This is a genomic window from Novosphingobium sp. PhB55 (assembly GCF_004368805.1).
Classification (GTDB): Bacteria; Pseudomonadota; Alphaproteobacteria; order Sphingomonadales; family Sphingomonadaceae; genus Novosphingobium.
The window spans coordinates 128,080-151,325 of record NZ_SODQ01000007.1 but is presented as its reverse complement, the minus strand read 5'-3'; the positions used below and the strand labels follow the sequence as shown (position 1 = coordinate 151,325).

The window sequence follows — 23,246 nt, the reverse complement described above, 5'->3', positions numbered from 1 at the left end:
AATGCGCTTGCGGCCACTTCTCCTGTTCAATCCGTGCAAACGAGGTTGAGGTTTTGCGCGCTCTCGCCTAGCACGTCGCACGCAGTCCGTGTCATGCTGCAACCGCGAAGAGAGGCAACTCTTCCTCGCGGGAAGGTATGACAGGGAACGCAGGAGGAGGAGCCCGTCGATCCCCGGCGGAAAATGACCCTATAGGTGGATAAACCCCCAGAAGGTGGACAGCGCCAAGTGACCAATTCCATTTCCGCTCCATTCACGTCAGACCGACTGCTCCTGTTCGGCGCGACGGGCGATCTCTCCCGCCGCATGCTGCTTCCCTCGCTCTGCGCCCTCGATGCGGAGGGCCTGCTGGACCCCAAGGTCGAGATCATCGGCACGGCCCGGTCCGAGCATGACGACGCCGAGTTCCGCAATTTCGCGCGGGCCTCGCTCGAACAGTTCCTGCCCGCCGAACGGCGCGGCGGCATGGCGCGCTTCCTCAACCGGTTGTCGTACCAGACGCTGGACGCCAACCAGATGGAAGGCTTCAACGCCCTGGCCGCCAAAGTCGGCCAGCCGCAGGACGGCCTCTCGATCTTCCTCTCCACGGCGCCCAGCCTGTTCGAGCCGACCATTCGCGGCCTTCAGGCCAGCGGCCTGGCCGGCGAAAACGTGCGCATCGGCCTGGAAAAGCCGCTCGGCATCGATCTCGCCTCCAGCAAGGTCATCAACGACGCCGTCGCCCGCGCTTTCCCGGAAGACCGCATCTTCCGCATCGATCACTACCTGGGCAAGGAAACCGTCCAGAACCTGCTGGCGCTGCGCTTCGCGAACCTGATGTTCGAACCGCTGTGGAACGCGGCGCATATCGACCATGTGCAGATCACCGTGGCCGAGACCGTCGGCCTTGAATCGCGCGTGGCCTATTACGACGATTCGGGCGCACTGCGCGACATGGTGCAGAACCACATGCTCCAGCTGCTCGCGCTCGTCGCGATGGAGCCGCCGGTCAGCTACGACGCCACCAGCGTGCGCGACGAGAAGGTGAAGATCCTGCGGTCCTTGCGCAAGGTTGCCGCCAACGAGACCGTCACCGGCCAGTACCGCGCCGGCGCCATCGGCGGCCAGGCCGTGCCGGGCTATGACGACGAACTCGGCAAGGATTCGAACACCGAGACTTTTGTCGCGATCAAGGCGCATATCGACAACTGGCGCTGGCAGGGCGTGCCCTTCTATCTGCGCACCGGCAAGCGCCTGCCCAAGCGCACGACCGAGATCGTCGTGCAGTTCCGCGATGTGCCGCACTCGATCTTCCATGGTCGCGGCGCCCGCACGGTGCCCAACCGCCTGGTGATCGGCATCCAGCCGAGCGAGAACATCACGCTCTCGCTCATGGCCAAGGTGCCGGGGCTGGACCGCAATGGCTTCGGCCTGCGCTCCATCCCGCTCGCCATCACCATGCCCGACGCTTTCGCCGGCCCGCAGCGCCGCATCGCTTACGAGCGCCTGCTGCTCGACCTGATCGAGGGCGAGCAGACGCTGTTCGTCCGCCGTGACGAGGTGGAAGCGCAGTGGGAGTGGATCGACGCCATCCGCGCCGAGTGGGAAGACCAGGGCCAGGAGCCGAAGACTTATACCGCCGGAAGCTGGGGTCCCTCCGCCGCCATCGCCCTCGCCGAGCGCGACGGCGTCACTTGGCACGAGTGATCGCGCATGCGTGATCGGGCTCCAGCAAGGCAGCCGGCGCGGGCATGAACCCGGCACGCACCCTATATGACCGGGTGCGTGAACGGTCCTCCATGCCCGGCCGCGTGAAATTCCCCCGCAAACCGGTGGAAGATATGTGTTGACACCGGTTACCTGAATGCCTTCAAGCCCCGCTCGGGAGATCCCGCAAGCGGCGGCTTCGGGAGGCTGAGACAAAAAAGACAGACGGAAAGTGCAGGAGTAACCCCATGAGCAACCTCAGCCCGGTGGTCGCCCGCGTGACCGATCGCATCATCGAACGATCGAAGCCCAGCCGCGCCCGCTACCTCGCCCTGGTCGAGCGCGAAGCCGGCCGTCATTCGGACCGATCGTTCCTTTCGTGCTCGAACCTCGCGCACGGATTTGCCGCCAGCGGCGAAGACAAGCCCGCCATCGCCACCGGCAAGGCGATCAACGTCGGCATCGTCACCGCCTACAACGACATGCTCTCGGCCCATCAGCCTTATGGCCGCTATCCGGAGCAGATGAAGCTCTACGCCCGCGAAGTGGGCGCAACCGCGCAAGTCGCGGGCGGCGTGCCCGCCATGTGCGACGGCGTGACCCAGGGCTTCGACGGCATGGAACTCTCGCTGTTCAGCCGCGACACCATCGCCCTGTCCACTGCCGTCTCGCTCAGCCACGCGATGTACGACGGCATGACCCTGCTGGGCATCTGCGACAAGATCGTGCCGGGCCTGGTCATGGGCGCTTTGCGCTTCGGCCACCTGCCCGCCGTGTTCATCCCCTCCGGCCCGATGCCCAGCGGCATTTCCAACAAGGAAAAGCAGAAGGTCCGCCAGCTCTATGCAGAGGGCAAGGTCGGGCGTGAGGAGCTGCTGGCCAGCGAAAGCGCCTCCTATCACTCGGCGGGTACCTGCACGTTCTACGGCACGGCCAACTCCAACCAGATGATGATGGAGATGATGGGCCTGCACATGCCCGGCGCCGCCTTCGTGCCGCCCGGCACCTCGCTGCGCCAGGCCGTCACCCGCGCCGCCGTCCACCGCGTGACCGAGATGACCCGCAAGGGCGACGACTTCCGGCCGATGGGCCACCTCGTCGATGAGAAGGCGATCGTCAACGCCATCGTCGGCCTGCTGGCCACCGGCGGATCGACCAACCACGCGATCCACCTGCCCGCCATGGCCCGCTGCGCCGGCATCCAGATCGACTGGCAGGACTTCGACGAGCTTTCCGCCGCCGTCCCGCTCATCACCCGCGTCTACCCCAACGGTTCGGGCGACGTGAACCACTTCCACGCCGCCGGCGGCATGGGCTGGGTGGTGCGCGAACTGCTCGACGCAGGGCTCGCGCATGAGGACATCCTCACCGTCTCGAAGGACGGCATGCGCGCCTATGCCACCGAGCCGACGCTCGACGACGGCGAACTCAAGTGGAAGCCGGCCCCCACCGTCAGCGGCGACGATGCCATGCTGAGCACGGTGGCAAAGCCCTTCCTGCCCGACGGCGGCATGCGCCTCGTCTCCGGCAATGTCGGGCGCGCCACGTTCAAGACGAGCGCCGTCGATCAGGAGCGCTGGACCATCGAGGCGCCTTGCCGCGTGTTCGAGACGCAGGAAGCCGTCATCAACGCCTTCAAGGCGGGCGAGCTTGACCGCGACGTCGTGGTGGTCGTGCGCCACCAGGGCCCGCGCGCCAACGGCATGCCCGAACTGCACAAGCTGACGCCGCCGCTGGGCGTGCTGCAGGACCGCGGCTTCAAGGTGGCACTGGTCACGGACGGCCGCATGTCGGGCGCTTCGGGCAAGGTTCCTGCCGCGATCCACGTCACCCCGGAAGCCCTGGCGGACGGCCCCATCGCCTATCTCCAGGACGGCGATATCGTGCGCCTCTCGGCCGAGGACGGCACGCTTTCCACCACGGCCGACCTCTCGGGCCGCACCCCCGCGCCGCTGCCCGCGCCTGCCGAAGGCATGGGCCGCGAACTCTTCGCGATGTTCCGCATCAATGCGGGCGGCGCCGAACAGGGCGGCTCCTCGATGCTGGAGGTCGCGGGCCTGTGAGTGCGGCTGGAACAACCGAACTCGTTGCCGTCGATATCGGCGGCACGCACGCCCGCTTCGCGCTGGCCTCGGTAGACGGCCAGGGCCGGATCACGCTGGGCGAACCCGTCACCCTGCACACCAGCGAACACGGCAGCTTCCAGCTGGCCTGGCAGGCTTTCCGCGAGCGCAATGGCGGGCATCTGCCCAATGCCATCTCGATCGCGATAGCCGGCCCGGTCGGCGGCGAGGTGATCCGCTTCACCAACAACCCCTGGATCATTCGCCCCGCGATGATCCCCGAGAAGATGGGCGTCGAACACTATACCGTCGTCAATGACTTCGCGGCGGTCGCCTATGCCGTGGCGCTGGCGCCGGAGGACCAGTTCCTGCACCTGGCCGGACCGGAAGGGCCGCTGCCCGCCACCGGCACGCTCAGCGTGCTCGGGCCGGGCACCGGGCTCGGCGTCGCGCACTTGTGGCGCAACGGGCTGCCGCACGGCCAGGGCGGATTCTACCATGTGCAGGCCACCGAAGGCGGCCATGTCGACTATGCCCCGCTCGACCTGATCGAGGATGCCGTGCTCGCGCGCCTGCGCAAGCGCCACAACCGCGTCTCGGTGGAGCGCGTCGTCTCCGGCCCGGCCATCGTCGACATCTACCAGACGCTCGCCGCCATGGAGAACCGCGCCGTCCACGACCTGACCGACGTGGAGATCTGGACCGCCGGCACCAACTACGAAGACCCGCTGGCCGCCGCCGCCGTGGACCGTTTCTGCCTCTCGCTGGGCAGCGCGGCGGGCGACTATGCGCTGGCGCATGGCGCGGGCGGCGTCGTCATCGCCGGGGGCCTCGGCTACCGTATCCGCGAAACCATTCTGTCCTCGGGCTTTTCGGAGCGCTTCCGCGCCAAGGGGCGCTTTGCCTCGATGATGGCGCAGATCCCCGTCAAGCTCATCACTCACCCGCAGCCCGGCCTCTACGGTGCGGCTGCCGCCTATGTCAGGGAGCACGTCCAATGAGCAGCCCGTCCGAAGCCGTCGAAAAGGTCATGCGTCTTGCCCCGGTGATCCCGGTGCTGGTGATCGAGGATATCGAACACGCCCTGCCGATCGCCGAAGCCCTCGTCGCCGGCGGCCTGCCCGCGCTTGAGGTGACGCTGCGCACCGAATGCGCGATCGAGGCGATCAAGATCATGAAGCAGGTTCCCGGCGCCGTGGTCGGCGCGGGCACCGTGCTTTCGCCCGACGACCTCAAGCGCTCGATCGACGCGGGCGCCGAGTTCATCGTCTCGCCCGGCCTCACGCCGATGCTGGCCGAAGCCGCCTACAAGTCGCAGATCCCGTTCCTGCCCGGCACCGCCAATGCCAGCGACGTGATGTTCGCGCTGGAATGCGGGTTCGACCGGCTGAAGTTCTTCCCCGCCATGGCGGCGGGCGGACCTTCGGCGCTAAAGGCGATCGCGGCCCCGCTGTTCAAGGCGAAGTTCTGCCCCACCGGCGGCGTGACGCCCCAGAACGCGCCGGAATGGCTCGCCCTCGATGCCGTGCTCTGCGTCGGCGGCAGCTGGATGGTCCCCAAGGGCAAGCCGGACGTCGCCGCGATCGAGGCGGCCGCCCGCGCCGCAGCGGGGCTCGGCCAATGAACGGGGCGGCGCTGACCACCGTCGAGGACCTCGACAAGCGGCTCCAGGAACTGCACGTCCTCACGGCCCAGACGCCGCTCTACAACCCGGTCTTCCAGCTCGGCCTCGAACTGTCGCGGCGGCTGGAGACCGGCGAGATGAGCCTCGATCATATCGAGGCTCTCGTCGCCGAGATGGAGTGCGAAGGCCTGCGCGCCCGTGCCGCCCGTCTCGACCGGCTGCTCGCCCCCGTCGGCCTTGCCGAGAACGACGCGCGGATCGACGCGGCGGCCGAGGAGGACGACTTCACCGCCTTCGCCGTCCGCTGGCAGCGCCCGGCCGCCCATGTGGTCTTCACCGCGCACCCCACGTTCCTGCTCTCCACCGCGCAGACCGAGGCCGTGGCCGTCTCGGCCTCGAACGGCGATTTCAGCGACGCCACGGTCTGTGCGGCATCTTCCGAGCGCGACCAGATCACGCTCGATTACGAGCATGACAAGGCGATGGAAGCGATCGCGCGCGGCCAGAAGGCCCGCGACCGCATCAACGCCCGCCTCTTCGACATTGCCGCCGCCCGCTGGCCGAAGCGCTGGCGCGGGCTGAACCCGATGCCGGCGCGCTTCGCCTCCTGGGTCGGCTACGACATGGACGGCCGCACCGATATCGGCTGGTCCACCTCGATCCGCTACCGCCTTCAGGAAAAGGCGCTGCGCCTCGCCGGCTATGCGGAAAGCCTCATGCAGGCCGCGCCGGACATCGCGCAGAAGCTGGCCCGCGCCGGCAAGCTGACCGAGGACATGGTCGCCCGCTTCGCCGCCGATCTTTCCTCGCCGGAGGCGCTTTCGGAAGCCGCCAACGCGCTGACCGCGGATCATGCCGACCGGCTGGTCAGCCTGGAAGGGGTCATCACCGCGCTGGAAAACGAAGCGCGCCATGCCGATCAGGAAATCGCGCGCACCCTGCTCGTGACCGCCGCCGCCATGCGGGCGGACGGCCTGGGCATGGGCTGGATCCACTTCCGGGTGAACGCCTCCCAGCTCCAGAACGCGATCCGCCTGCGCATCGACCCGGAAGGCAAGCTTTCGCTCGCCAGCCAGGCCGCGCTGGTCCGCATGCGCGAGCTGCTGGCCGAAGTCGTGCCGCTCAAGTCCAACTTCGCCGCGCTCGCCATCGAGAATTCCACCGCCGTGCGCCAGTTCCTGGCCATGGCCCAGATCCTGGCCCATATCGACGCCGATGCACCGATCCGCATGCTCGTGGCCGAGTGCGAGGAACCGACGACGATCCTGGCCGCGCTCTATTTCGCGCGCATGTTCGGGATCGACGACAAGGTGGACGTCTCGCCGCTGTTCGAGACCGAAAGCGCGCTGGAACATGGCGGCCGCTTCGTCGATGCCGTGCTGGCAGAGCCTGCCTACCGCGACTATGCGCGCAAGCGCGGCCGCGTCTCGATCCAGACCGGCTTCTCGGACGCGGGCCGTTTCGTCGGCCAGGTGCCCGCCGCGCTCGCCATCGAGCGTCTTCAGGGCCGCTTGTCCGAAGCGATGGTCGCCAACGGGCTGACCGACGTTTCGGCGCTGATCTTCAACACCCACGGCGAATCGATGGGCCGCGGCGCTCATCCTTCCAGCATCAAGGACCGCTTCCAGTGGCCGATGTCGCCCTGGGCGCGCCGCCGCTTCCTGCGCGCCGGCATCCGGCTGGAACCGGAAGTCTCGTTCCAGGGCGGAGACGGCTACCTCTGGTTCGGCTCGGACGAACTGGCCCTCGCCACGCTCACGCGCATGGCCGAAATGCCGCTCTGGGGCGCCGATGCCGATGCGCCCACCGATCTGTTCTACCGCCGCACCGATCTCAGCCTCGATTTCTACCGGGCGATCCGCGGCGTCCAGCACGAGCATCTCGAAAGCGCGACTTATAGCCGCGCGATCACCGCTTTCGGGCTGGGCCTGCTCAACGATACCGGCAGCCGCAAGTCGCGCCGCCAGTCGGACCTCGCTTCCGACCGTTCGATGAGCCTGCGGCAGATCCGCGCGATCCCGCACAACGCCATCCTCCAGCAGCTCGGCTACCCGGTGAACGTGATCGCCGGGATCGGCACCGCCTCCGACGGCAACCGCGAGGAAATTGCCGTGCTCCTGCGCGAAAGCGAGCGCGGCCAGCAACTCATGCGGCTGGCGCGCAGTGCCAATGCGCTGGCCTCGATCAAGACCGTGGCGGCTTATGGCGAGCTGTTCAATTCCGCCTACTGGGCCAGCCGCCCCTATCGCGGCGACGAACAGTATATCGCCGAGGCCTGCCTTAAGCTGGCCGAATACCTGACCAAGGACGATCGCACCGGCGTGTTCCGCCGCCTCGCCTCGCGCCTGCGCGTCGACGCGATGAAGCTGCACTTCCTGCTCGACCTGCTGCCGGACGAAGCCCCGCTGCCGGACCGCGAGCACACCCGCCGCAGCCTGGGCGTGCTCCAGTCCCTGCGCATCGCCTTGTTCAAGCACATGTTCCTGCGCGCGGTCATGGTCCCGCCCTTCAGCCGCGCCAACGACATCAGCCGCGACGACGTGCTGGAGATGTTCTTCACCTTGCGCGTCGAGGACGGCCTGGCCCAGCTGCGCCGCGCCTTCCCCACCAGCTTCCCCTCGATCGACGACTTCAAGGTGGATTGCCCCAGCGACTACCCGGACTCGAGCGCAACCGGCTATACCCGCATCCACAGCGACTACATCGACCCGATCGCCCGCTCCTATGCCCTGTCCTTGCGGATCACCACGGCGCTGGCGAACGAGTTCGGCGCGCACGGCTGATCCGGCCCAGGGTTCCGCCGGGCCGGGGGGGAGAGCGGCGATGCTCTCTCGCCCCGCCCGGCATATCCATGAAAGTCCTAGTTGAATTTCCGGTTTTTCGGGCGCCTACTCGCACCCGGTTGGTCGCACATCACGTCTGCTCCGGGGGGCCGGGGATGATGCATGCGCAACTTGCTTCTCGGTTCCTTGGTCCTGACCGCTTTCCTCGCCGCGCCCGCCCGGGCCCATGGCTTCGGCGAATGGCCCGATCTCGCCCCTGAGGCCGAGGCAGACGCCAGCCTGGCGCAGTGGGATCTGGCCGATCTGGCCGAGGCTCGGGAACGCCCGCGCAGCCCGTTCGACACGCCGCTGTCCGGCGCGGAAACCGGCCAGGTTGCGCTGGAGGACCCGGGTGATGCGCCGCTCGTCCGGCCCAGCGGCGAACCCGGCGCCGGTCCGGGGGATCGCCTGCCGCCCATGCTCCCTGCCGATCTGCAGCCGCGCCGCTGGTCGGACCATGTGCCGCGCGCTTACGCCGCCAATCCCGACTTCTTCAGCCAGCTCGGCACGATCAAGTGGGAGACGCTGATCCTGCTCGGCTATTTCAGCCTCCAGAGCGGCAAGAAGCTGTTCCGCGAAACCACCAGCTTCCACTTCCACAATGAGGGCTGGTTCGGGAAGGACACCACAAACCTCGGCATCGACAAGCTCACTCATGCCTTCGACACCTACCTGATCGCCGAAATCCTGCACATGCGGCTCCACGACAAGACTCATGCCTCGCAAGGCGACGCGGTGACGGCGGCGATCCTCGCCTCGACTTTCATGGCGCTCAACGAGATTTCGGACGGGATCGAGACGGACAGCGGCTATTCGATGCAGGACATCACGATGAACCTGGTCGGCGCGGGTTTTTCGATCCTGCGCAACACCGTGCCCGGCATGCGCGAGAAAGTCGCCTTCAAGATCGAGATCATCCCGGACGACAATATCTACAGCTACCGCGGCCAGGCCCATTATGCCCAGCAACGCTACATGCTCTCGTTCAAGGGGGCGGGCTTCGAAGGGCTGAAGCGCACGCCGCTGCGCTTCGTGGACCTGCAGGTGGGCTACTACGGCAGCGATTTCATGATCGACGACCGCCTGGCCGGTAAGGAACCCAAGCGGCACCTGTTCGTGGGCCTGGGCCTCAACCTCGGCGAACTGCTGTTCGGCCGCTCCCGCTCAAGGCTGGGCAAGGCGGGCTACACGGTGCTGGACTACTTCCAGGTGCCCTATACCTCCATCCGCTACGACACGACCGGGCACCTGGGGACCTGAGGCGATCAGGCCATGAGCTTGAGCAGCCCGTCGATCTCGCAAGTGGCGAAGCCCACGGTGCTATCGGAAATGCCGTAGGGCAGGAGCAGCCGCTCGCCCACTTTCAGGGCGCCGCAGGTATAGACCACGTTCGGCACATAGCCCGAGCGGTCGGCATTTTCCGCCGTCAGCACCGGCTCGACCGTGCGGGCAAGGACTTTCGAGGGGTCCTTCAGGTCCAGCAAGGCGCAGCCGAGCGCATATTTGCGCATGGCGCCCACACCGTGCGTGAACAGCAGCCAGCCGTGCTCGGTCGGGATCGGGCTGCCGCAATTGCCGATCTGGATGAACTCCCAGGGATATTTCGGCTCCATCAGCAGCACGCCATCGTCGTCCCACATGTCGAGCGAATCGGAGCGGAGCAGGAACAGGTTCTTGCCGTCCTGCCGCCCGACCATGGCGAACTGGCCGTCGATCTTCTCGGGAAACAGCGCCATGCCCTTGTTGCGACCGGCACGGCCGCGGATAGGCTCCAGCTCGAACGCCCGGAAATCGCGCGTGCGCAGCAGTTCGGAGCGGATCGAGCTGCCCGAATAGGCCGTGTAAGTGCCCACCCATTCGAAGTCGCCGCCGCCATGGTCGAACCGCACGAGGCGCAAGTCTTCCAGCCCGCCGCGCTGCTGTTCCGTGATCGGGAAGATCACGGTGTTGGACAGGCTCGATTCGGGATGGCGGTGGACCGAGACGGCGCCGTCGGCATCGACTTCGCCTTCCTCGTCCAGTTCCACGGACGTGGCGAAGGAGGCCTGCGGCCAGAGGCAGAACGTGCCGTCGGCCTCGGCTATGCCTTCGCGAAAGGCGATGGAGCTGATGTGCCCTTCGCCCACGGCCCGCAGCGACATGATGAAGCGCACCGCGCCGTCCTGCATTCCAGACTGGTCAGGCGCAGGCACGATGGAAGGGTTCATCAGGGCCGCAGCCGCGAACGTATATTCGTGGCAGAAATAGGCCCCGATCAGCCGCTGGCGCGTCTCGGAAAACTGGGTGGGATCAAGATCCAGATTCGACGCAACTTCCAGGAAGCGGTCGGCGAATATGTTCTCGGTCTGCCAGTGCCGCTCCTTGAAGTCGCGCAGCACGCGCTCGTATTCGGAGGCGACCTGCTCTTCGCTCAGGCCGGCGATATCCTCCACGAGTTTGTTCGCACGGCCGCCGGGCGCGTTCTTGCCCTGCCAGCCCAGGTGGAACGGGCGCAGCACGACTCGCGCCGGATCGGCGTAAAGGCGAGTCTCAAAAACATGGAGCGGTTCAGACCAGACGTTCTCGGGCCGATTCAAGCAATCCTCCTCCACGTCCGAGCGGTGCCGACACGGCAAGCTCGGCCAGAGCATAGTGCGAAAGTTGGAAGGCGAGAATGGATTCCGCACCGCAATTGGCGTTGACTCCCCTCGGTGTGACCCCATCCCGGCAACGGCCCGTCGCAATGTCCGCCAGAATGACGCCGCGATCATTGCCGCCGAAGAACCAGCGCCATGCCGTCAGCGCATGTTCCACCCAGAAGGCACCATGCGTGGCGGTCCAGGCGGAGCAGGCTGCCTCGATGGCGGCCTGGGCTTCCAGTGGCTGCTGGTCGAACGGCAGGTAGCCATGCGGCTTGCCGAAGCTTTCCGAGCCGATCGGGCGGAACTGGCCGCGCGCGGAGACCTGCTGGCGGCAAATCCATTCCAGCGTTTCCAGGCCGGCCCCGATCCAGGCTTCCCGGTCCAGCGCGCGGCCCGCTTCGATCAGGGCCTGCGGCAGCCGGGGGTTGTCATAGCCGAGCACGGCCTCGAACCAGGCCCAGTCGGGACGGCGCCCATGGCCGAGCAGGCGCATGAGAAAATCGCCCCCGTCCCGCGCGCACTCCAGCGCCGCCGCATTGCGGGGATCGCGCCGCAGCACCGCGCAGGCGCCGAGCATGGCGAAAGCGCGGGCGCGTGGCGCCTCGATCGTGGCCAGCCGGGGGAGCACGTCCTCGAACAGCTGGAGCGCCCATTCCGAAAGGCTCTGGTCCGGCGCCCGTTCGTATGTGTGCCCCAGTGACCAGATGGCGCGACCGTTGGAATCTTCCGAACCCTCGTCTTCGCACCAGCCCCGGTCGAAGCGCATGAAGTTGCGGAAGCGCGCGAGGTCCGGGTTCCATGCCGACTGCACGAAGGCCGCGTAGGCAAGGCTCCACTTCATCCGCTCGGCCACCGGCAGGCCGCGTGCGACGTTCATCAGCATGAGCGCGCGGGCGTTGTCGTCCAGGCAATACCCGTGGCGGCGGTCCGGCACGACACCCACCGAGTGCTGGAGCATGCCGGTGGCGTCGCTCATCGCCAGCACGGCGGCGAGGCCCGGCGTCGCGGTAATCGGCGGCATGGCCGGCTCGGGCGCGCGGGCCCGGTCTACCAGGCGCAGGCTGGCGTCGGCGAAGCGCGGCCAGATCATCTCGCGGCCCCGCGCCCAGGCGCGGCGCTGCATGGCGGTGAGGTCTGCCGGACGATCGAGCAGGGCGTTGACCGCCTCGGCGATCGCCTCGCTGGAGCCCGGCTCGATCAGGCGGCCGATCCCCTCGCCCAGCAGTTCGCGGGCATGGACATAAGGCGTGGACACCACCGCCTTGCCCACCGCCACGGCATAGCTGAGCGTCCCGGACGTCGATTGCTGCATCCCCAGATAGGGCGTCAGGTAGATGTCGCAGGCTTCGAGCTGGTCGAGCAGTTCGTCGGTTTCGAGGAAGCGATTTTCCCAGGCGATGTGCGAGAGAACGCCCAGCCGATCAGCCAGGGCCTGCAATTCCTCGCGATAGGCCTCGCCCTCGTAAGCGACGAGATTGGGATGCGTGGCGCCGACGATGCGGTAAATCACCTCGGGATGGCGCGCGACGATGGCCGGCAGCGCCCGGATCGCGTGTTCCAGGCCCTTGCCGCGGCTGAGCAGGCCGAACGTCATGAGCACCTTGCGGCCGTCGAGACCCAGCTGCTCCTTGAATTCGTCCTGGCGGCCGAAGGGACGGTCCGGCGCGCCGTGCTCGATCACTTCGAGGATGCGCGGCGGAGCGTCGTATTCGCTCTCCAGCAGGTTTCGCGAATGATGCGACATGACCATGATACGCGAGGCGCGCGCGATCAGGTGGCGCAGGATCTTGCGCTGGCGCTCGGAAGGATCGGACAGCACGGTGTGCAGCGTGAGCACCAGCGGCGCGGCCAGACGGTCCACGAAGTCCAGCACCATCTCGCCATCCTCGCCGCCGAAGATGCCGTATTCATGCTGGACCCAGACCGCATCGACACCGGCTTCGTTGATCTGGCGTGCGGCGCGGGCGTAGTCCTCGGGATCGTTGCAAGCGATCGTCCCGGTGACGTCCCGGTAGTCCAGCCGATGGTCGGGATCGTCCAGCGCGTGCACGTCGAGCGTGATCTCGGGATGGAATTCCCGCAGCTTCTCGAAGATGTCGGTGGTGAAAGTGGCGATGCCGCACTTGCGCGGCGCAAAGTTGCCGACAAGCGCGATGTGCAGGGGCCGCGGTGCCGGCCGATCCGCTTCGGGCCTGTTCGCTTCGAGAGGCCCCGCCTCGGCGTCGCCGCTGGAGGGGATCACGTCGAAGATCGAACGGACTTTGTCCGAACCCGATTTCCGGCCGGGTTCTTCGTCACGAGGCATCAGGTTCATGCGCACCCCGCAGAAGGTGGAGGAGAATGCTCAATGAAAGCCCAAGAGTGCCATGAGTTTCCCGCTGCACTGCAAAAAAACTGACATGTCGCGGCAAAGCGCCCGCCGCGAAGGCCGTGCAGAGGCCGGAAACGCGTTAAGTTCACATTTGTGCAGTTGCGAATCGGGAGCCGTCGGCACGACGGAGGCGCTAGCAGGTCGCGATTTAGTATAGACAAAAAAGCATGAGCCCACCCCTGCCCGGCATGGACTTGGCTCCGGGGCTTTCCTATGTCCGTCGAACGCGCACACTGAGAAACGACGGGAACACCATGCCCTCCGCCTCCACCCCTTTCGCGAATCGGGACCAGACGCTCTACCGGCTGCTGTCAGCCGCCGTGGGCGACGATGCCGCGACTTCGGCCCTGACCGTTCTGACCATAGACCCCGCCCTTGCCGGCTCGGGAGACACCGTGTCCCGCGCGCAAGTCGCGATGGCGCTCAACGCTGCGCTGTTCGCAGACCTGCTGGTCCGCGTGCCCACCGCGGCGCGTTACGTCCAGACCGTGCGCGAGGCGGGCGAGACGATCGTCTTCGACCACGGCGCCCTGCGCACCATCGACGGAGAGACCGGCGACCTGCCTGCCGGCCACGAGGCTTTCGGCCGCTTTCTGATCCCGCTCGGCTATGAAGTGGGCGGGCTCTATCCGCTGCCCAAGCTGAAGATGACCGGGCGCGCCTATGTCCAGCGCGACCTGCCCGAGACGATCCCGCAGTTCTTCGTCTCCGAACTCCATGTCGAGCAGCTGGCCGAAGCGGCCCGGGCGGCCTGCGCCAGTGTCTTCGGCACTTCCGTCGATCCGCTCGGCGAAGCGGAATGGGCGGCGCTGGACGCGCTTTCCGCCGAGGGCGCCTGCCCCTTCGAGCAGGGCGTCACCGCGCTCAAGGGCGCGCTCGCCTGTTTCGAGCGGCAGCATCAGCCCCCGGCGCTGGCGGATTACGAAGTGCTCCTGCCGGAAACCCGCGAAGGCGCCTGGATCGCCACCGAGGGCAATGCCTTCAACCACGCCACCACCCGGACGGCCAATGTCATGATCCTGGCCGAGGAACTGAAGGAAGACGGCTATCCGATGAAGCCGTCGGTGGAAATCTCGCAAAACGGCCGCGTCCGCCAGACGGCGATCCTGGCGGACAAGGTCGTGCGCCCCTTCCGCGAGGCCGACGGCAGCGAAGTGCCGCTGCCGGTACCGGGCTCCTTCTACGAATTCATCACCCGCGACATCGATCCCGAGACCGGCAAGCTCGATCTCACGTTCGATTCGGGCAATGCCACCGGCATCTTCGCCGTCACGAGGAACGCATGAACCAGCTGAGGTCCTACGATCCCGCCAGCGGCGCCCTCGTCTGGGAAGGCCCGATCGCGGACGCCGCGGCCGTGGACGCCGCGCTGGAACGCGCCCATGCGGCCTTCCCCGGCTGGGCGGCGCTGCCCGTGGCGGCCCGGGTCGAGGCGGTGCAGCGCTACAAGGCCGTGCTCGAAGCCCGCAAGGACGCCGTGGCCGAGGTCATCGCGCGCGAGACCGGCAAGCCGCTCTGGGAGACGCGCGCCGAACTCGCCTCGATGATCGGCAAGATCGGCATCTCCATCGCCGGACAAGCCGAGCGCGCGGGCGAGAAACGCAGCGACATGCCGTTCGGACAGGCCGTTCTGCGCCACCGCCCACACGGCGTCATGGCCGTGCTCGGGCCTTTCAACTTCCCCGGCCACTTGCCCAACGGCCACATCGTCCCGGCCCTGCTGGCGGGCAACACGGTGGTGTTCAAGCCCTCCGAGATGACCCCCGCGACCGGGCAGGCCATGGCCGACGCCTGGTTCGAAGCCGGCCTTCCCGAAGGCGTGTTCCAGATCGTTCACGGCGCCCGCGCCACCGGCGAGGCGCTGGTGGCAGGCCATATCGACGGCTTGCTGTTCACCGGCTCGGCCGGCGCCGGCGCGCATTTCCGGCGGATCTTCGCGGATCGGCCGGACGTGATCCTCGCGCTCGAACTCGGCGGCAACAACCCGCTGGTGGTATGGGACGGCGATCTCGACGAGGTCGCCTCGGTCGTCGTCCAGTCCAGCTTCATTACCACCGGCCAGCGCTGTTCCTGCGCGCGCCGCCTGATCGTGCCGGACGACGATTTCGGCGCGGCCCTGGTCGATGCCGTGGCCGCGCTGGCGGACCGGATCACCGTGGGCGCCTGGAACGAGACCCCCGAACCGTGGATCGGCCCGCTGATCTCCGAGCGCGCGGCCGAGGCCGCTGCGGAGCGTTACGACGAACTGGTCGCGCGCGGCGCGCGGGTCGTGCGGCCTTTCGGCGGGATCGAGGGCCGCAGCAGCGCCTTCGTGACGCCGGGCATTCTCGACGTGACCGGCGTGGACGTGCCTGACGAGGAAGTGTTCGCCCCCATCGTCCAGGTCACGCGGGTTCCGGACTTCGACGCCGCGATCGCCGCTGCCAACGCCACGCGCTTCGGCCTTTCCGCCGGCCTCGTCAGCGCCGACGACGGCTTGTGGGACCGCTTCGTGCTGGAGAGCCGCGCGGGCGTGGTCAATCGCAACCGCCCGACCACCGGCGCGGCCGGATCAATGCCTTTCGGCGGCCTTGGCGACAGCGGAAACCACCGCCCCAGCGCCTATTATGCCGCCGATTACTGCGCCTATCCGGTAGCCAGCTTCGAGGCGGCAGACGCGCAGGGCAACAGCGCCGCCCTGAACGGCAAACTTCTCGGCAAGCTGGGCGGATGAGCGCTCTAACCGCCGAGGAACAGGACCTCCTGGCCCCGATCGAGCGGGCGCCGATCCTCGCCCACACGCTCGAATGGGCGGCGATCAACAGCGGCACCGCTCATGTCGAGGGGCTGGCCGCGATGGCCGGGCAGCTCGCCCAGGCTTTCTCGGCGCTGCCGGGGGAAGTGCGGCTGGTCGATCCCGCCCCGGTGGAGAAAGTCGACAGCCAGGGCCAGACCCGCGCCGTGGCCCACGGCCGCCACCTGGTGCTTTCGGTGCGGCCGGAGGCGGCCCGCCGGGTCATCCTGACCGGGCACATGGACACCGTCTACCCGCGCGAACACCCCTTCCAGACCTGCAACTGGCTGGACGAGAACAGGCTGCACGGGCCCGGCACGGCCGACATGAAGGGCGGCCTCGCGCTGATGCTGGCCGGGCTTGCCGCTTACGAGCGCTCCGGCCCGACCCTCGGTTACGACGTCCTCATCAACAGCGACGAGGAAACCGGCTCGCTGTCCTCGGCCGCTCTGATCGCCGACCTGGCGCGCGGCAAACTGGCAGCGCTCACGTACGAACCGGCGCTTCCCGGCGGGCAGATGGCCCGCGCGCGGCCGGGATCCGGGAACTATGCCGTGGTGATCCACGGCCGCTCCGCGCACGCGGGCCGCAATCCCGAAGAGGGCCGCAATGCCGTGGTGGCAGCGGGCGATCTCGCCCTGCGCCTCGCCGCGATGCGCCGTCCCGGACTCTCGGTGAATCCGGCCAGGATCGAAGGCGGCGCGCCCAACAACACCGTGCCGGACCTGGCGATCCTTCACTTCAACATGCGCCCCGCCACCCCCGAGCTGGCGGCAGAGGCGCAGGCGCTGGTCAAGGCCGCCGTGGCCGAGGTCTCCGCCGCGCATGACGTGCACATGCACGTCCACGGCCACGTCTCGCGCCCGCCCAAGGCGATCTCGGCCGAGACCGAGGCGCTCTACGGCACCGTCAGCAAGGCCGCCGCCGATCTTGGCCAGCCGATGAGCTGGAAGGACACCGGCGGCGTCTGCGATGGCAACAACATCGCCGCCTGCGGCGTTCCGGTGCTCGACACCATGGGCGCGCTGGGCGGGTCGATCCATTCGCCGGACGAATTCCTGCTGGCCGACTCCCTCGATGCCCGCGCCCGCCTCACCGCTCTCGTCCTTCACCGGATCGACCGCCACGGAGTTTTGCCCGCATGACGTTTCTCCTGCGCACCGCACAGGAAAAGGACCTCGACGCGCTCTATCGCATGGCGAAGGGCACGGGCGGCGGCTTCACCAACCTGCCGCCGGACAAGCCCACGCTGGGCGCCAAGCTAAAGCGCACGGCCAAGAGCTTCGCGCGCGAAAGCGAGGACATCGCCAACGATCTCTTCGTGTTCATCCTGGAAGATACCGCCACGGGCAAAGTCCGCGGCACCTGCCAGGCCTTCTCGCAAGTGGGCACGGAATTTCCCTTCTATTCCTATCGGATCGGCCGGATCACGCAGCACTCGCAGGAACTGGGACGCACCTTCCGCGCCGAAATGCTGACGCTCTGCACCGATCTCGACGGCGCCAGCGAAGTGGGCGGGCTCTATCTGGACGCCACCGAACGCTCGGCCGGCGTGGGCAAGCTGCTGGCCCGCAGCCGCTACCTCTTCATCAAGACGCACCGCGCGCGCTTTGGCGATACCACCCTGGCCGAACTGCGCGGTGCCATCGACGATGCCGGCAACTCGCCGTTCTGGGACGGTCTTGCAGGCCGCTTCTTCGACATGAGCTTCCGCGATGCCGACGAATTCAACGCCAAGCACGGCAACCAGTTCATCGCCGACCTGATGCCCAAGCACCCGATCTACTGCGCCCTGCTCTCCGAGGCGGCGCGGCAGGTGATGGGCCAGCCGCACTACTCCGGCCGCCCGGCGATGCGGATGCTGGAGAACGAGAACTTCGCCTTCCAGAACTACGTCGACATCTTCGACGGCGGCCCGACCATGCTCGCCCGGACCGACCAGATCCGCACCGTGCAGGACGCCCGCACCGGCATGATTACCGCCCTGACCAAGGCGGACGATACGGAAGCCAGCCACCTCGTGGCGACCGGCCGCCTCGCACGGTTCCGGGCCTGCCTCGGCAAAGTGGACGCTGCCGACGGCGGCGTGACGCTGGACGCCGCAGCGGCGGCACTGCTCGGTGTCGAGGTGGGCGATACGGTGACTTACGCCAACGCATGATGTCCCCGTCGCCCCGGACACGATCCGGGACGACGGGCGCTTTTCGCAACCGCACATTCGCCCTTTGCAATGGTCCCGACACTGTCAGGGCGCATATTGAGCCGATGACTTCCCTGCCCGAAACGCTTCGCTCCCCCGTGCTGCCCGACCCGATCCGCGCGGCGATCTTCGACATGGACGGGACGCTGCTCGATACCGAAGCCGCCCACGGCCGCGCTTTCGCGCAGACCGGCAAGGCGATGGGCTATCCGCTCGCAGCGGAACTGCAGAATTCGATGGTCGGCATCCACCGCGACGGTTCGCGCCGCCTGGTGGCCGACCACATGGGCCCGGACTTCCCGCTGGACCGCTTCTTCGAGGAGAGCGACCGGGCCTTCGCAGCCATGCTCGATGCCGGAATACCGCTGCGCCCCGGCGCCGAAGTGATCCTGGAGCACTTCGCCAAGGCGGGCATTCCCATGGCCATCGCCACGTCCTCGGAAGCGCCTTATGCGCAGCAACGCCTCGAAAAGGCGGGCCTGCTGCGCTATTTCGATCTCGTGGTCACCCGCAACGACGTGACCGAGGCCAAGCCCCATCCCGAACCCTACCTGCTGGCCGCCAGCCGCCTCGGTGTCGATCCGGCGCATTGCGTCGCGATCGAGGACAGCCCCGCGGGCGTCCGCTCGGCGACTTCGGCCGGGATTGCCACGGTGATGGTGCCCGACCTGCTGCCCGCCACCGAGGAACAGACGCTGCTCTGCGCGCAAGTGCTGCCCAGCCTCCACGCCTTGCGCGACTTGTTGCTGGCGCCTGCCGAAAGCTGAGCGAATTGGGCGGTGCATAGCTTGCCCCGCCCGCTGGACCGCCCCGCCACGATCTCGCTACGGGCGGGCGGATGAGCATTATCGCCACCATCATGAATTCGACCACCGGCCAACCCATCCAGAAGATGACGTTCGGCCGCATGCCCAAGCCCTGGGCGAGCTTCAACCTCGCCAGCGGCGAACTCGTCACCGCCGACCGCGTCCATGTGGGCAAGCCTGCGCCGGGCAAGTTCGCCGCGCCCGTAGAGGTCTGGGTCACGCCGAAGGCCTGAGGGCGCCTGCCAGGTAGTCTTTTCCCATCGGGACGCAGGGAAAGCGCCGGATTCTCTGCGTTTCCGCCGACGGGAGCCTTACGCGCTCAGTTTCGGTCCGGCTGGCGGTCGGGATGCGCGGCGATGAAGGCCGGATGCTCCCGGCAGGCCGCATCTATCCGCGTCAGGTGCGGATAGGCCGATAGATCGCAGGAAAACCGCCGCGCATTGTAGAGCTGCGGCACCAGGACGCATTCGAACAGCCCCGGCGCATCGAACAGGAAATCCCCCGCCCCGCGTGACGCCTCCAGACGCTGCGCCAGCCGCGTCTCGACGCTTTCGAATGTGCGGGCGATCCAGTGGCGATACCAGTCGTCCACTTCATCCTGCGCATGGCCGAGGTCGTTTTTCAGGTATTTGAGCACCGGCAGGTTGAGCGGCGCATGAAGCTCGGTGGCGATCGCCAACGACAGTTCGCGCGACGCGAAGCGGTCCTCGATATCGCGGGGGAGCAACGGACGGTCGGGAAAGCTCTCGTCGAGCCATTCCAGTATCGCCATCGACTGCGCATAGATGCGCCCATCGATCTCCAGCGCCGGAACACCGCCGTAGGGGTTGAGGCGGCGGTACTCCCGGGAGCGCTGCTCCCCGTCGAGCAGGTTGACCGCAACCTGCTCGTATTCAAGCCCCTTGAGACCCAGCGCGATGCGCAGGCGGTAGCTGGAGGAGCTGCGCCAGTAGCCGTGGAGCCTCACGTCTCCGCCGCGATCTTCTCGTGCAGCCAGGCCGCGTGACGCGGGGCCTTCTTGGTGCGCGCCCATTCCTCCAGCATGTCGTCGGCCACGGCCTTGAGCTGGGCCATCTGGCCGGAGCTGCCGAACTGCCAGGCGAGTTCGAGGCGGTGGCCGTTGGGATCGAACAGGTAGATCGACTTGAAGACGCCGTGATGGACCGGGCCGACCACCGAAATGCCCCGCGCCTCGGCCCGCTGCTTGGCCGAAAGGAGGTCCTGCTCGCCCTCCACCTTGAAGGCGATGTGCTGGACCCAGGCGGGGGTCGCCTCGTCGCGCCCCATCTCGGGTGAATTCGGAAGCTCGAAGAAGGCCAGCACATTGCCGCCGCCGCAGTCGAGGAAGACGTGCATGTAGGGATCGGGGGCGCCGGTCGAGGGCACCTTGTCTTCGGCGATGGCCAGCATGAAATCCATGCCCATCACCTCGCGGTAGAACGCGACGGTCTCCTTCGCGTCGTGGCAACGGTAGGCGACATGGTGGATCCCACCAAGTTTCGGCGCCAAAGTCGCGTCGGGCATCGGGGCTGGCATCGGGCTCTCGTCAGTCATCTTCGGTCTCCCGGGAATTGCGGGCGAGCCTGCGTGGGCCCGCCCGTCTCTCCCAATTTCGTGTGCGCCGCGCCGCTTATCCGGCGGGCTCTTCCACCTTCAACACGCCGCGGCGGATCTGGTCGCGCTCCATGCTTTCGAACAGTGCCTTGAAATTGCCGTTTCCGAAACCGTCGTCGCCCTTGCGCTGGATGAATTCGAAGAACACCGGCCCGACGCGGGCCTCGGCAAAGATCTGGAGCAGCAGGCGCGGCTGGCCGCCCGCGCCGACTTCATCGGTAGTGCCGTCGAGCAGGATGCCGCGCATCTTGAGCTGGTCGGCAGGCTCGCCATGGCCGGGCAGCCGCTCTTCGAGCATCTCGTAGTAGGTTTCCGGCGGCGCGGTCATGAACGGCACGCCCAGCGCCTTGAGCTTGTCCCAGGCGCCGACGAGATCGTCGCAGATCAGCGCGATGTGCTGGATGCCCTCGCCGTTGAAGGCGCGCAGGAACTCGTCGATCTGGCCCTTCCCGCCCTCGGCCTCTTCGTTGAGCGGGATGCGGATCTTGCCGTCCGGCGCGGTGAGCGCCTTGGAGGTGAGGCCGGTATATTCGCCCTTGATGTCGAAATAGCGGATCTCGCGGAAGTTGAAGAGCTTCTCGTAGTAATCCGCCCAATAGGCCATGCGGCCGCCGTAGACGTTGTGGGTCAGGTGGTCGATCACGTCGAAGCCGGCGCCGACCGGGTGGCGATCGACGCCGGGCAGATAGTCGAAGTCGATGTCGTAGATCGACAGGGCGCCGTCGCTTTCGCCGGTTTCATCGGCGCGCTCGTAGCGGTCGATCAGATAGATGATCGAGTTGCCGATGCCGCGGATGCCCGGCAGGTGCAGTTCCATCGGTCCGGTCTCGACCGAAACCGGCTCGGCCGAGCGGGCCAGCAGTTCGGCATAGGCGGCGCGGGCGTCGCGAACGCGGAACCCCATGCCGCAGGCCGAAGGGCCATGCTCGCGGCTGAAGAACCAGGCCGGGCTGTGCGGCTCGTAATTGGTGATGAAATTGATGCCGCCCTGGCGCCAGAGTTCCACGTCCTTCGAGCGGTGACGGGCGATCTTCGTGAAGCCCATCGCCTCGAAGACCGGCTCCAGCACGCCCTTTTCCGGCGCCGAGAACTCGACGAACTCGAAGCCGTCCAGTCCGATGGGATTTGGCTCGATGGAGGTTTCGAGAAGGTCGGTCATGGAAGCGTTTCTCCGAAAGGAATTTCGCCGGAAAGCGTCTCTCCGGCAGGAATGGGCGGCGCCGCGCGCCAGGTTTCGTAGACGGGGCCGAAATCCAGCCCGACCAGATCCTCGATCAGCTGCGGCAGGCTCTCCAGGACGAAGTAGGTCTTCTGGAAAGCATCGATCATGTAACCGGTGCGCATGACGCGCACGGCATCGAAGGGCAGCCGCAGGACCGCGCGATCCTCGATGGAAAAGCGGGTTTCGCTGGCCGAGGAGATGATGCCGGCGCCGAAGACCTTCAACGCGCCGTCCTCGCGGACCAGGCCGAATTCGATGGTGTACCAGTAGATCCGCGCCAGCATCCCCAGCGCATCCATCGCCATGGCCCGCGCCCCGGCCTTGCCGTAAAGCTCCAGGAAATCGGCGATGGTGGGATCGAGCAGCATCGGCACATGGCCGAAGAAATCGTGGAACACGTCCGGCTCGACCAGATAGTCCAGCTCATGCTCCTCGCGCAGCCAGCGGGTTACCGGGAAGCGGCGATGGGCAAGGTGGTCGAAGAACACGGCATCGGGAATGAAGCCCGGAACACCCACCAGCTCCCAGCCCGTGGCAGCGCCGAGAATCGCGTTGGCATCCTCGAAGCGCGGGATGCCGTCCGCGCAGTCCAGCCGCGCCAAGCCCTCGCGGAAAGCGCGGCAGGCATATGTCTCGACAAGCGCCGACTGCCGCGCATGAAGGCGGCGCCAGCGTTCGTGCATTTCGGGGGTGTAGGCATGCCAGTCCTGCCCGACCGTGTAGTCCGCGGCAGCGCCTTCATACTCTCCCCGAAGCTCGCTCGTCGATGTCTCGGTGGAGGGCTTCTTCATTCCCTAGAGAATACCACAAGTCTCATGGCAGATTCGTGCGATTGCGCGCGCGCTGGCGGCCTGTAAAAGGGGATTCCACCAGGAAGTTGGCTCAAGGCAGGGGATTCATGCAGCTGGATTTATTCGACCGCAAAATCATCGCGTCCTTGCAGGAAGACGCGCGCATGCCGGTGGCGCAAGTGGCCGAACGCACCGCGCTTTCCGCCACGCCGGTCAGCCGCCGCATCAAGCGGCTGGAGGACGACGGGGTGATCCTGGGCTACGCGCCGGTGCTCGACCCGCGCAAGCTCGGCTTCGAACTGGAAGCCTATGTGCTGATAAACCTGAACGCCCATATCGACGAGAACATCACGCGCTTCGAACAGGCGATCCGCGACAATCCCTATGTCATCGCCTGCCACGCCGTGACCGGCGACATGGACTACATCATCCACATCATCGCCCGCGACGTGGAGCACTTGTCGCAGATCACGCTGAAAACGCTCGTGCGCATTCCCGGCGTGCGCGACGTGAAGTCGAGCATCGTGCTGGAGGCGATCAAGGAACCGCGCACTCTGCCGCTGGAGTGAGGGGTGGTTTGGGTGTGGCGGGGATGGAGGTGCGGCAAGGCACTCGAGCTATGCTAGTCATCCTGAACCTGTTTCAGGATGACG

General features: G+C 67.1%; 19 protein-coding genes. 13 read left to right on the top strand and 6 right to left on the bottom strand.

Annotated features, from left to right (window positions below; translation table 11 throughout):
• Positions 1 to 228 precede the first annotated feature (228 nt).
• The 6 genes from zwf (at position 229) to EDF57_RS18135 (ending at position 9,455) form a co-directional block, all read left to right on the top strand.
• Positions 229 to 1,686 carry a glucose-6-phosphate dehydrogenase gene (gene zwf, locus EDF57_RS18160; RefSeq protein ID WP_279388319.1) on the top strand — a complete coding sequence of 486 codons (1,458 nt, stop codon included), beginning with the start codon at positions 229 to 231 and terminating at the stop codon, positions 1,684 to 1,686.
• Positions 1,687 to 1,934: 248 nt separating this feature from the next.
• Entirely contained in the window at positions 1,935 to 3,749 is a 1,815-nt protein-coding gene (edd, locus tag EDF57_RS18155; protein ID WP_134095269.1) for a phosphogluconate dehydratase, read from the top strand.
• Positions 3,746 to 4,750 (top strand): glucokinase, encoded by a 1,005-nt coding sequence (locus EDF57_RS18150; protein ID WP_134095268.1) that lies wholly within the window; start codon positions 3,746 to 3,748, stop codon positions 4,748 to 4,750. The genes edd and EDF57_RS18150 overlap by 4 nt, the downstream gene beginning before the upstream one ends.
• The gene (gene eda, locus EDF57_RS18145; protein ID WP_134095267.1) at positions 4,747 to 5,373 is read left to right on the top strand and encodes a bifunctional 4-hydroxy-2-oxoglutarate aldolase/2-dehydro-3-deoxy-phosphogluconate aldolase; all 627 of its coding nucleotides are present in this window, start codon (positions 4,747 to 4,749) and stop codon (positions 5,371 to 5,373) included. The genes EDF57_RS18150 and eda overlap by 4 nt, the downstream gene beginning before the upstream one ends.
• On the top strand, positions 5,370 to 8,156 hold the full coding sequence (locus EDF57_RS18140) for a phosphoenolpyruvate carboxylase (RefSeq protein ID WP_134095266.1): 2,787 nt from the start codon (positions 5,370 to 5,372) through the stop codon (positions 8,154 to 8,156). The genes eda and EDF57_RS18140 overlap by 4 nt, the downstream gene beginning before the upstream one ends.
• 162 nt (positions 8,157 to 8,318) lie before the next feature.
• Complete coding sequence (locus EDF57_RS18135; RefSeq protein ID WP_134095265.1) at positions 8,319 to 9,455, top strand: DUF2279 domain-containing protein; 1,137 nt, start codon at positions 8,319 to 8,321, stop codon at positions 9,453 to 9,455.
• A gap of 5 nt (positions 9,456 to 9,460) precedes the next feature.
• Here EDF57_RS18135 and EDF57_RS18130 read toward each other — a convergent pair whose 3' ends face one another.
• Together EDF57_RS18130 and EDF57_RS18125 are read right to left on the bottom strand one after the other, a co-directional pair.
• Entirely contained in the window at positions 9,461 to 10,771 is a 1,311-nt protein-coding gene (locus EDF57_RS18130) for a glycoside hydrolase family 130 protein (protein ID WP_132265208.1), read from the bottom strand.
• Positions 10,743 to 13,130, bottom strand: a complete 2,388-nt coding sequence (locus tag EDF57_RS18125) for a glycosyltransferase family 4 protein (RefSeq protein WP_243841139.1) — start codon at positions 13,128 to 13,130, stop codon at positions 10,743 to 10,745. Before EDF57_RS18125 ends, EDF57_RS18130 begins: the two co-directional genes overlap by 29 nt.
• Before the next feature lie 311 nt (positions 13,131 to 13,441).
• Between EDF57_RS18125 and EDF57_RS18120 the strand changes: the two genes are divergently transcribed.
• The 6 genes from EDF57_RS18120 (at position 13,442) to EDF57_RS18095 (ending at position 19,199) form a co-directional block, all read left to right on the top strand.
• Positions 13,442 to 14,473 carry a DUF1338 family protein gene (locus EDF57_RS18120; protein ID WP_134095441.1) on the top strand — a complete coding sequence of 344 codons (1,032 nt, stop codon included), beginning with the start codon at positions 13,442 to 13,444 and terminating at the stop codon, positions 14,471 to 14,473.
• Positions 14,470 to 15,900 (top strand): succinylglutamate-semialdehyde dehydrogenase, encoded by a 1,431-nt coding sequence (gene astD, locus EDF57_RS18115; protein ID WP_134095264.1) that lies wholly within the window; start codon positions 14,470 to 14,472, stop codon positions 15,898 to 15,900. Before EDF57_RS18120 ends, astD begins: the two co-directional genes overlap by 4 nt.
• On the top strand, positions 15,897 to 17,105 hold the full coding sequence (locus EDF57_RS18110) for a hydrolase (RefSeq protein WP_134095263.1): 1,209 nt from the start codon (positions 15,897 to 15,899) through the stop codon (positions 17,103 to 17,105). The genes astD and EDF57_RS18110 overlap by 4 nt, the downstream gene beginning before the upstream one ends.
• Positions 17,102 to 18,121, top strand: a complete 1,020-nt coding sequence (locus EDF57_RS18105) for an arginine N-succinyltransferase (protein WP_132265200.1) — start codon at positions 17,102 to 17,104, stop codon at positions 18,119 to 18,121. Before EDF57_RS18110 ends, EDF57_RS18105 begins: the two co-directional genes overlap by 4 nt.
• Before the next feature lie 104 nt (positions 18,122 to 18,225).
• Positions 18,226 to 18,927 carry an HAD family phosphatase gene (locus EDF57_RS18100; RefSeq protein ID WP_134095262.1) on the top strand — a complete coding sequence of 234 codons (702 nt, stop codon included), beginning with the start codon at positions 18,226 to 18,228 and terminating at the stop codon, positions 18,925 to 18,927.
• A gap of 71 nt (positions 18,928 to 18,998) precedes the next feature.
• Positions 18,999 to 19,199, top strand: a complete 201-nt coding sequence (locus tag EDF57_RS18095) for a hypothetical protein (RefSeq protein WP_054439302.1) — start codon at positions 18,999 to 19,001, stop codon at positions 19,197 to 19,199.
• An 86-nt stretch (positions 19,200 to 19,285) separates the two neighbouring features.
• Here EDF57_RS18095 and maiA read toward each other — a convergent pair whose 3' ends face one another.
• The 4 genes from maiA to phhA form a co-directional block, all read right to left on the bottom strand.
• On the bottom strand, positions 19,286 to 19,933 hold the full coding sequence (gene maiA, locus EDF57_RS18090; protein WP_134095440.1) for a maleylacetoacetate isomerase: 648 nt from the start codon (positions 19,931 to 19,933) through the stop codon (positions 19,286 to 19,288).
• Complete coding sequence (locus EDF57_RS18085; RefSeq protein WP_132265373.1) at positions 19,930 to 20,490, bottom strand: VOC family protein; 561 nt, start codon at positions 20,488 to 20,490, stop codon at positions 19,930 to 19,932. The genes maiA and EDF57_RS18085 overlap by 4 nt, the downstream gene beginning before the upstream one ends.
• A 106-nt stretch (positions 20,491 to 20,596) precedes the next feature.
• Entirely contained in the window at positions 20,597 to 21,739 is a 1,143-nt protein-coding gene (gene hppD, locus EDF57_RS18080; protein WP_134095261.1) for a 4-hydroxyphenylpyruvate dioxygenase, read from the bottom strand.
• Positions 21,736 to 22,593, bottom strand: coding sequence for a phenylalanine 4-monooxygenase (gene phhA / locus EDF57_RS18075; protein ID WP_132265191.1), 858 nt, complete (start codon positions 22,591 to 22,593; stop codon positions 21,736 to 21,738). Before phhA ends, hppD begins: the two co-directional genes overlap by 4 nt.
• 107 nt (positions 22,594 to 22,700) lie before the next feature.
• On the opposite strand from phhA, the gene EDF57_RS18070 reads away from it, so the two are divergent.
• Positions 22,701 to 23,162, top strand: coding sequence for an Lrp/AsnC family transcriptional regulator (locus EDF57_RS18070; protein ID WP_132265189.1), 462 nt, complete (start codon positions 22,701 to 22,703; stop codon positions 23,160 to 23,162).
• Positions 23,163 to 23,246: the final 84 nt, after the last annotated feature.

Bases quoted from the DNA above. Each gene is read 5' to 3' on its own strand.
- EDF57_RS18095 (WP_054439302.1), top strand. From the start codon at position 18,999: ATGAGCATTATCGCCACCATCATGAATTCGACCACCGGCCAACCCATC.
- EDF57_RS18125 (WP_243841139.1), bottom strand. From the start codon at position 13,130: ATGAACCTGATGCCTCGTGACGAAGAACCCGGCCGGAAATCGGGTTCG.
- EDF57_RS18085 (WP_132265373.1), bottom strand. From the start codon at position 20,490: ATGCCCGACGCGACTTTGGCGCCGAAACTTGGTGGGATCCACCATGTC.
- EDF57_RS18120 (WP_134095441.1), top strand. From the start codon at position 13,442: ATGCCCTCCGCCTCCACCCCTTTCGCGAATCGGGACCAGACGCTCTAC.
- EDF57_RS18070 (WP_132265189.1), top strand. From the start codon at position 22,701: ATGCAGCTGGATTTATTCGACCGCAAAATCATCGCGTCCTTGCAGGAA.
- EDF57_RS18100 (WP_134095262.1), top strand. From the start codon at position 18,226: ATGACTTCCCTGCCCGAAACGCTTCGCTCCCCCGTGCTGCCCGACCCG.
- EDF57_RS18110 (WP_134095263.1), top strand. From the start codon at position 15,897: ATGAGCGCTCTAACCGCCGAGGAACAGGACCTCCTGGCCCCGATCGAG.
- EDF57_RS18135 (WP_134095265.1), top strand. From the start codon at position 8,319: ATGCGCAACTTGCTTCTCGGTTCCTTGGTCCTGACCGCTTTCCTCGCC.
- hppD (WP_134095261.1), bottom strand. From the start codon at position 21,739: ATGACCGACCTTCTCGAAACCTCCATCGAGCCAAATCCCATCGGACTG.
- EDF57_RS18140 (WP_134095266.1), top strand. From the start codon at position 5,370: ATGAACGGGGCGGCGCTGACCACCGTCGAGGACCTCGACAAGCGGCTC.
- eda (WP_134095267.1), top strand. From the start codon at position 4,747: ATGAGCAGCCCGTCCGAAGCCGTCGAAAAGGTCATGCGTCTTGCCCCG.
- EDF57_RS18105 (WP_132265200.1), top strand. From the start codon at position 17,102: ATGACGTTTCTCCTGCGCACCGCACAGGAAAAGGACCTCGACGCGCTC.
- edd (WP_134095269.1), top strand. From the start codon at position 1,935: ATGAGCAACCTCAGCCCGGTGGTCGCCCGCGTGACCGATCGCATCATC.
- phhA (WP_132265191.1), bottom strand. From the start codon at position 22,593: ATGAAGAAGCCCTCCACCGAGACATCGACGAGCGAGCTTCGGGGAGAG.
- astD (WP_134095264.1), top strand. From the start codon at position 14,470: ATGAACCAGCTGAGGTCCTACGATCCCGCCAGCGGCGCCCTCGTCTGG.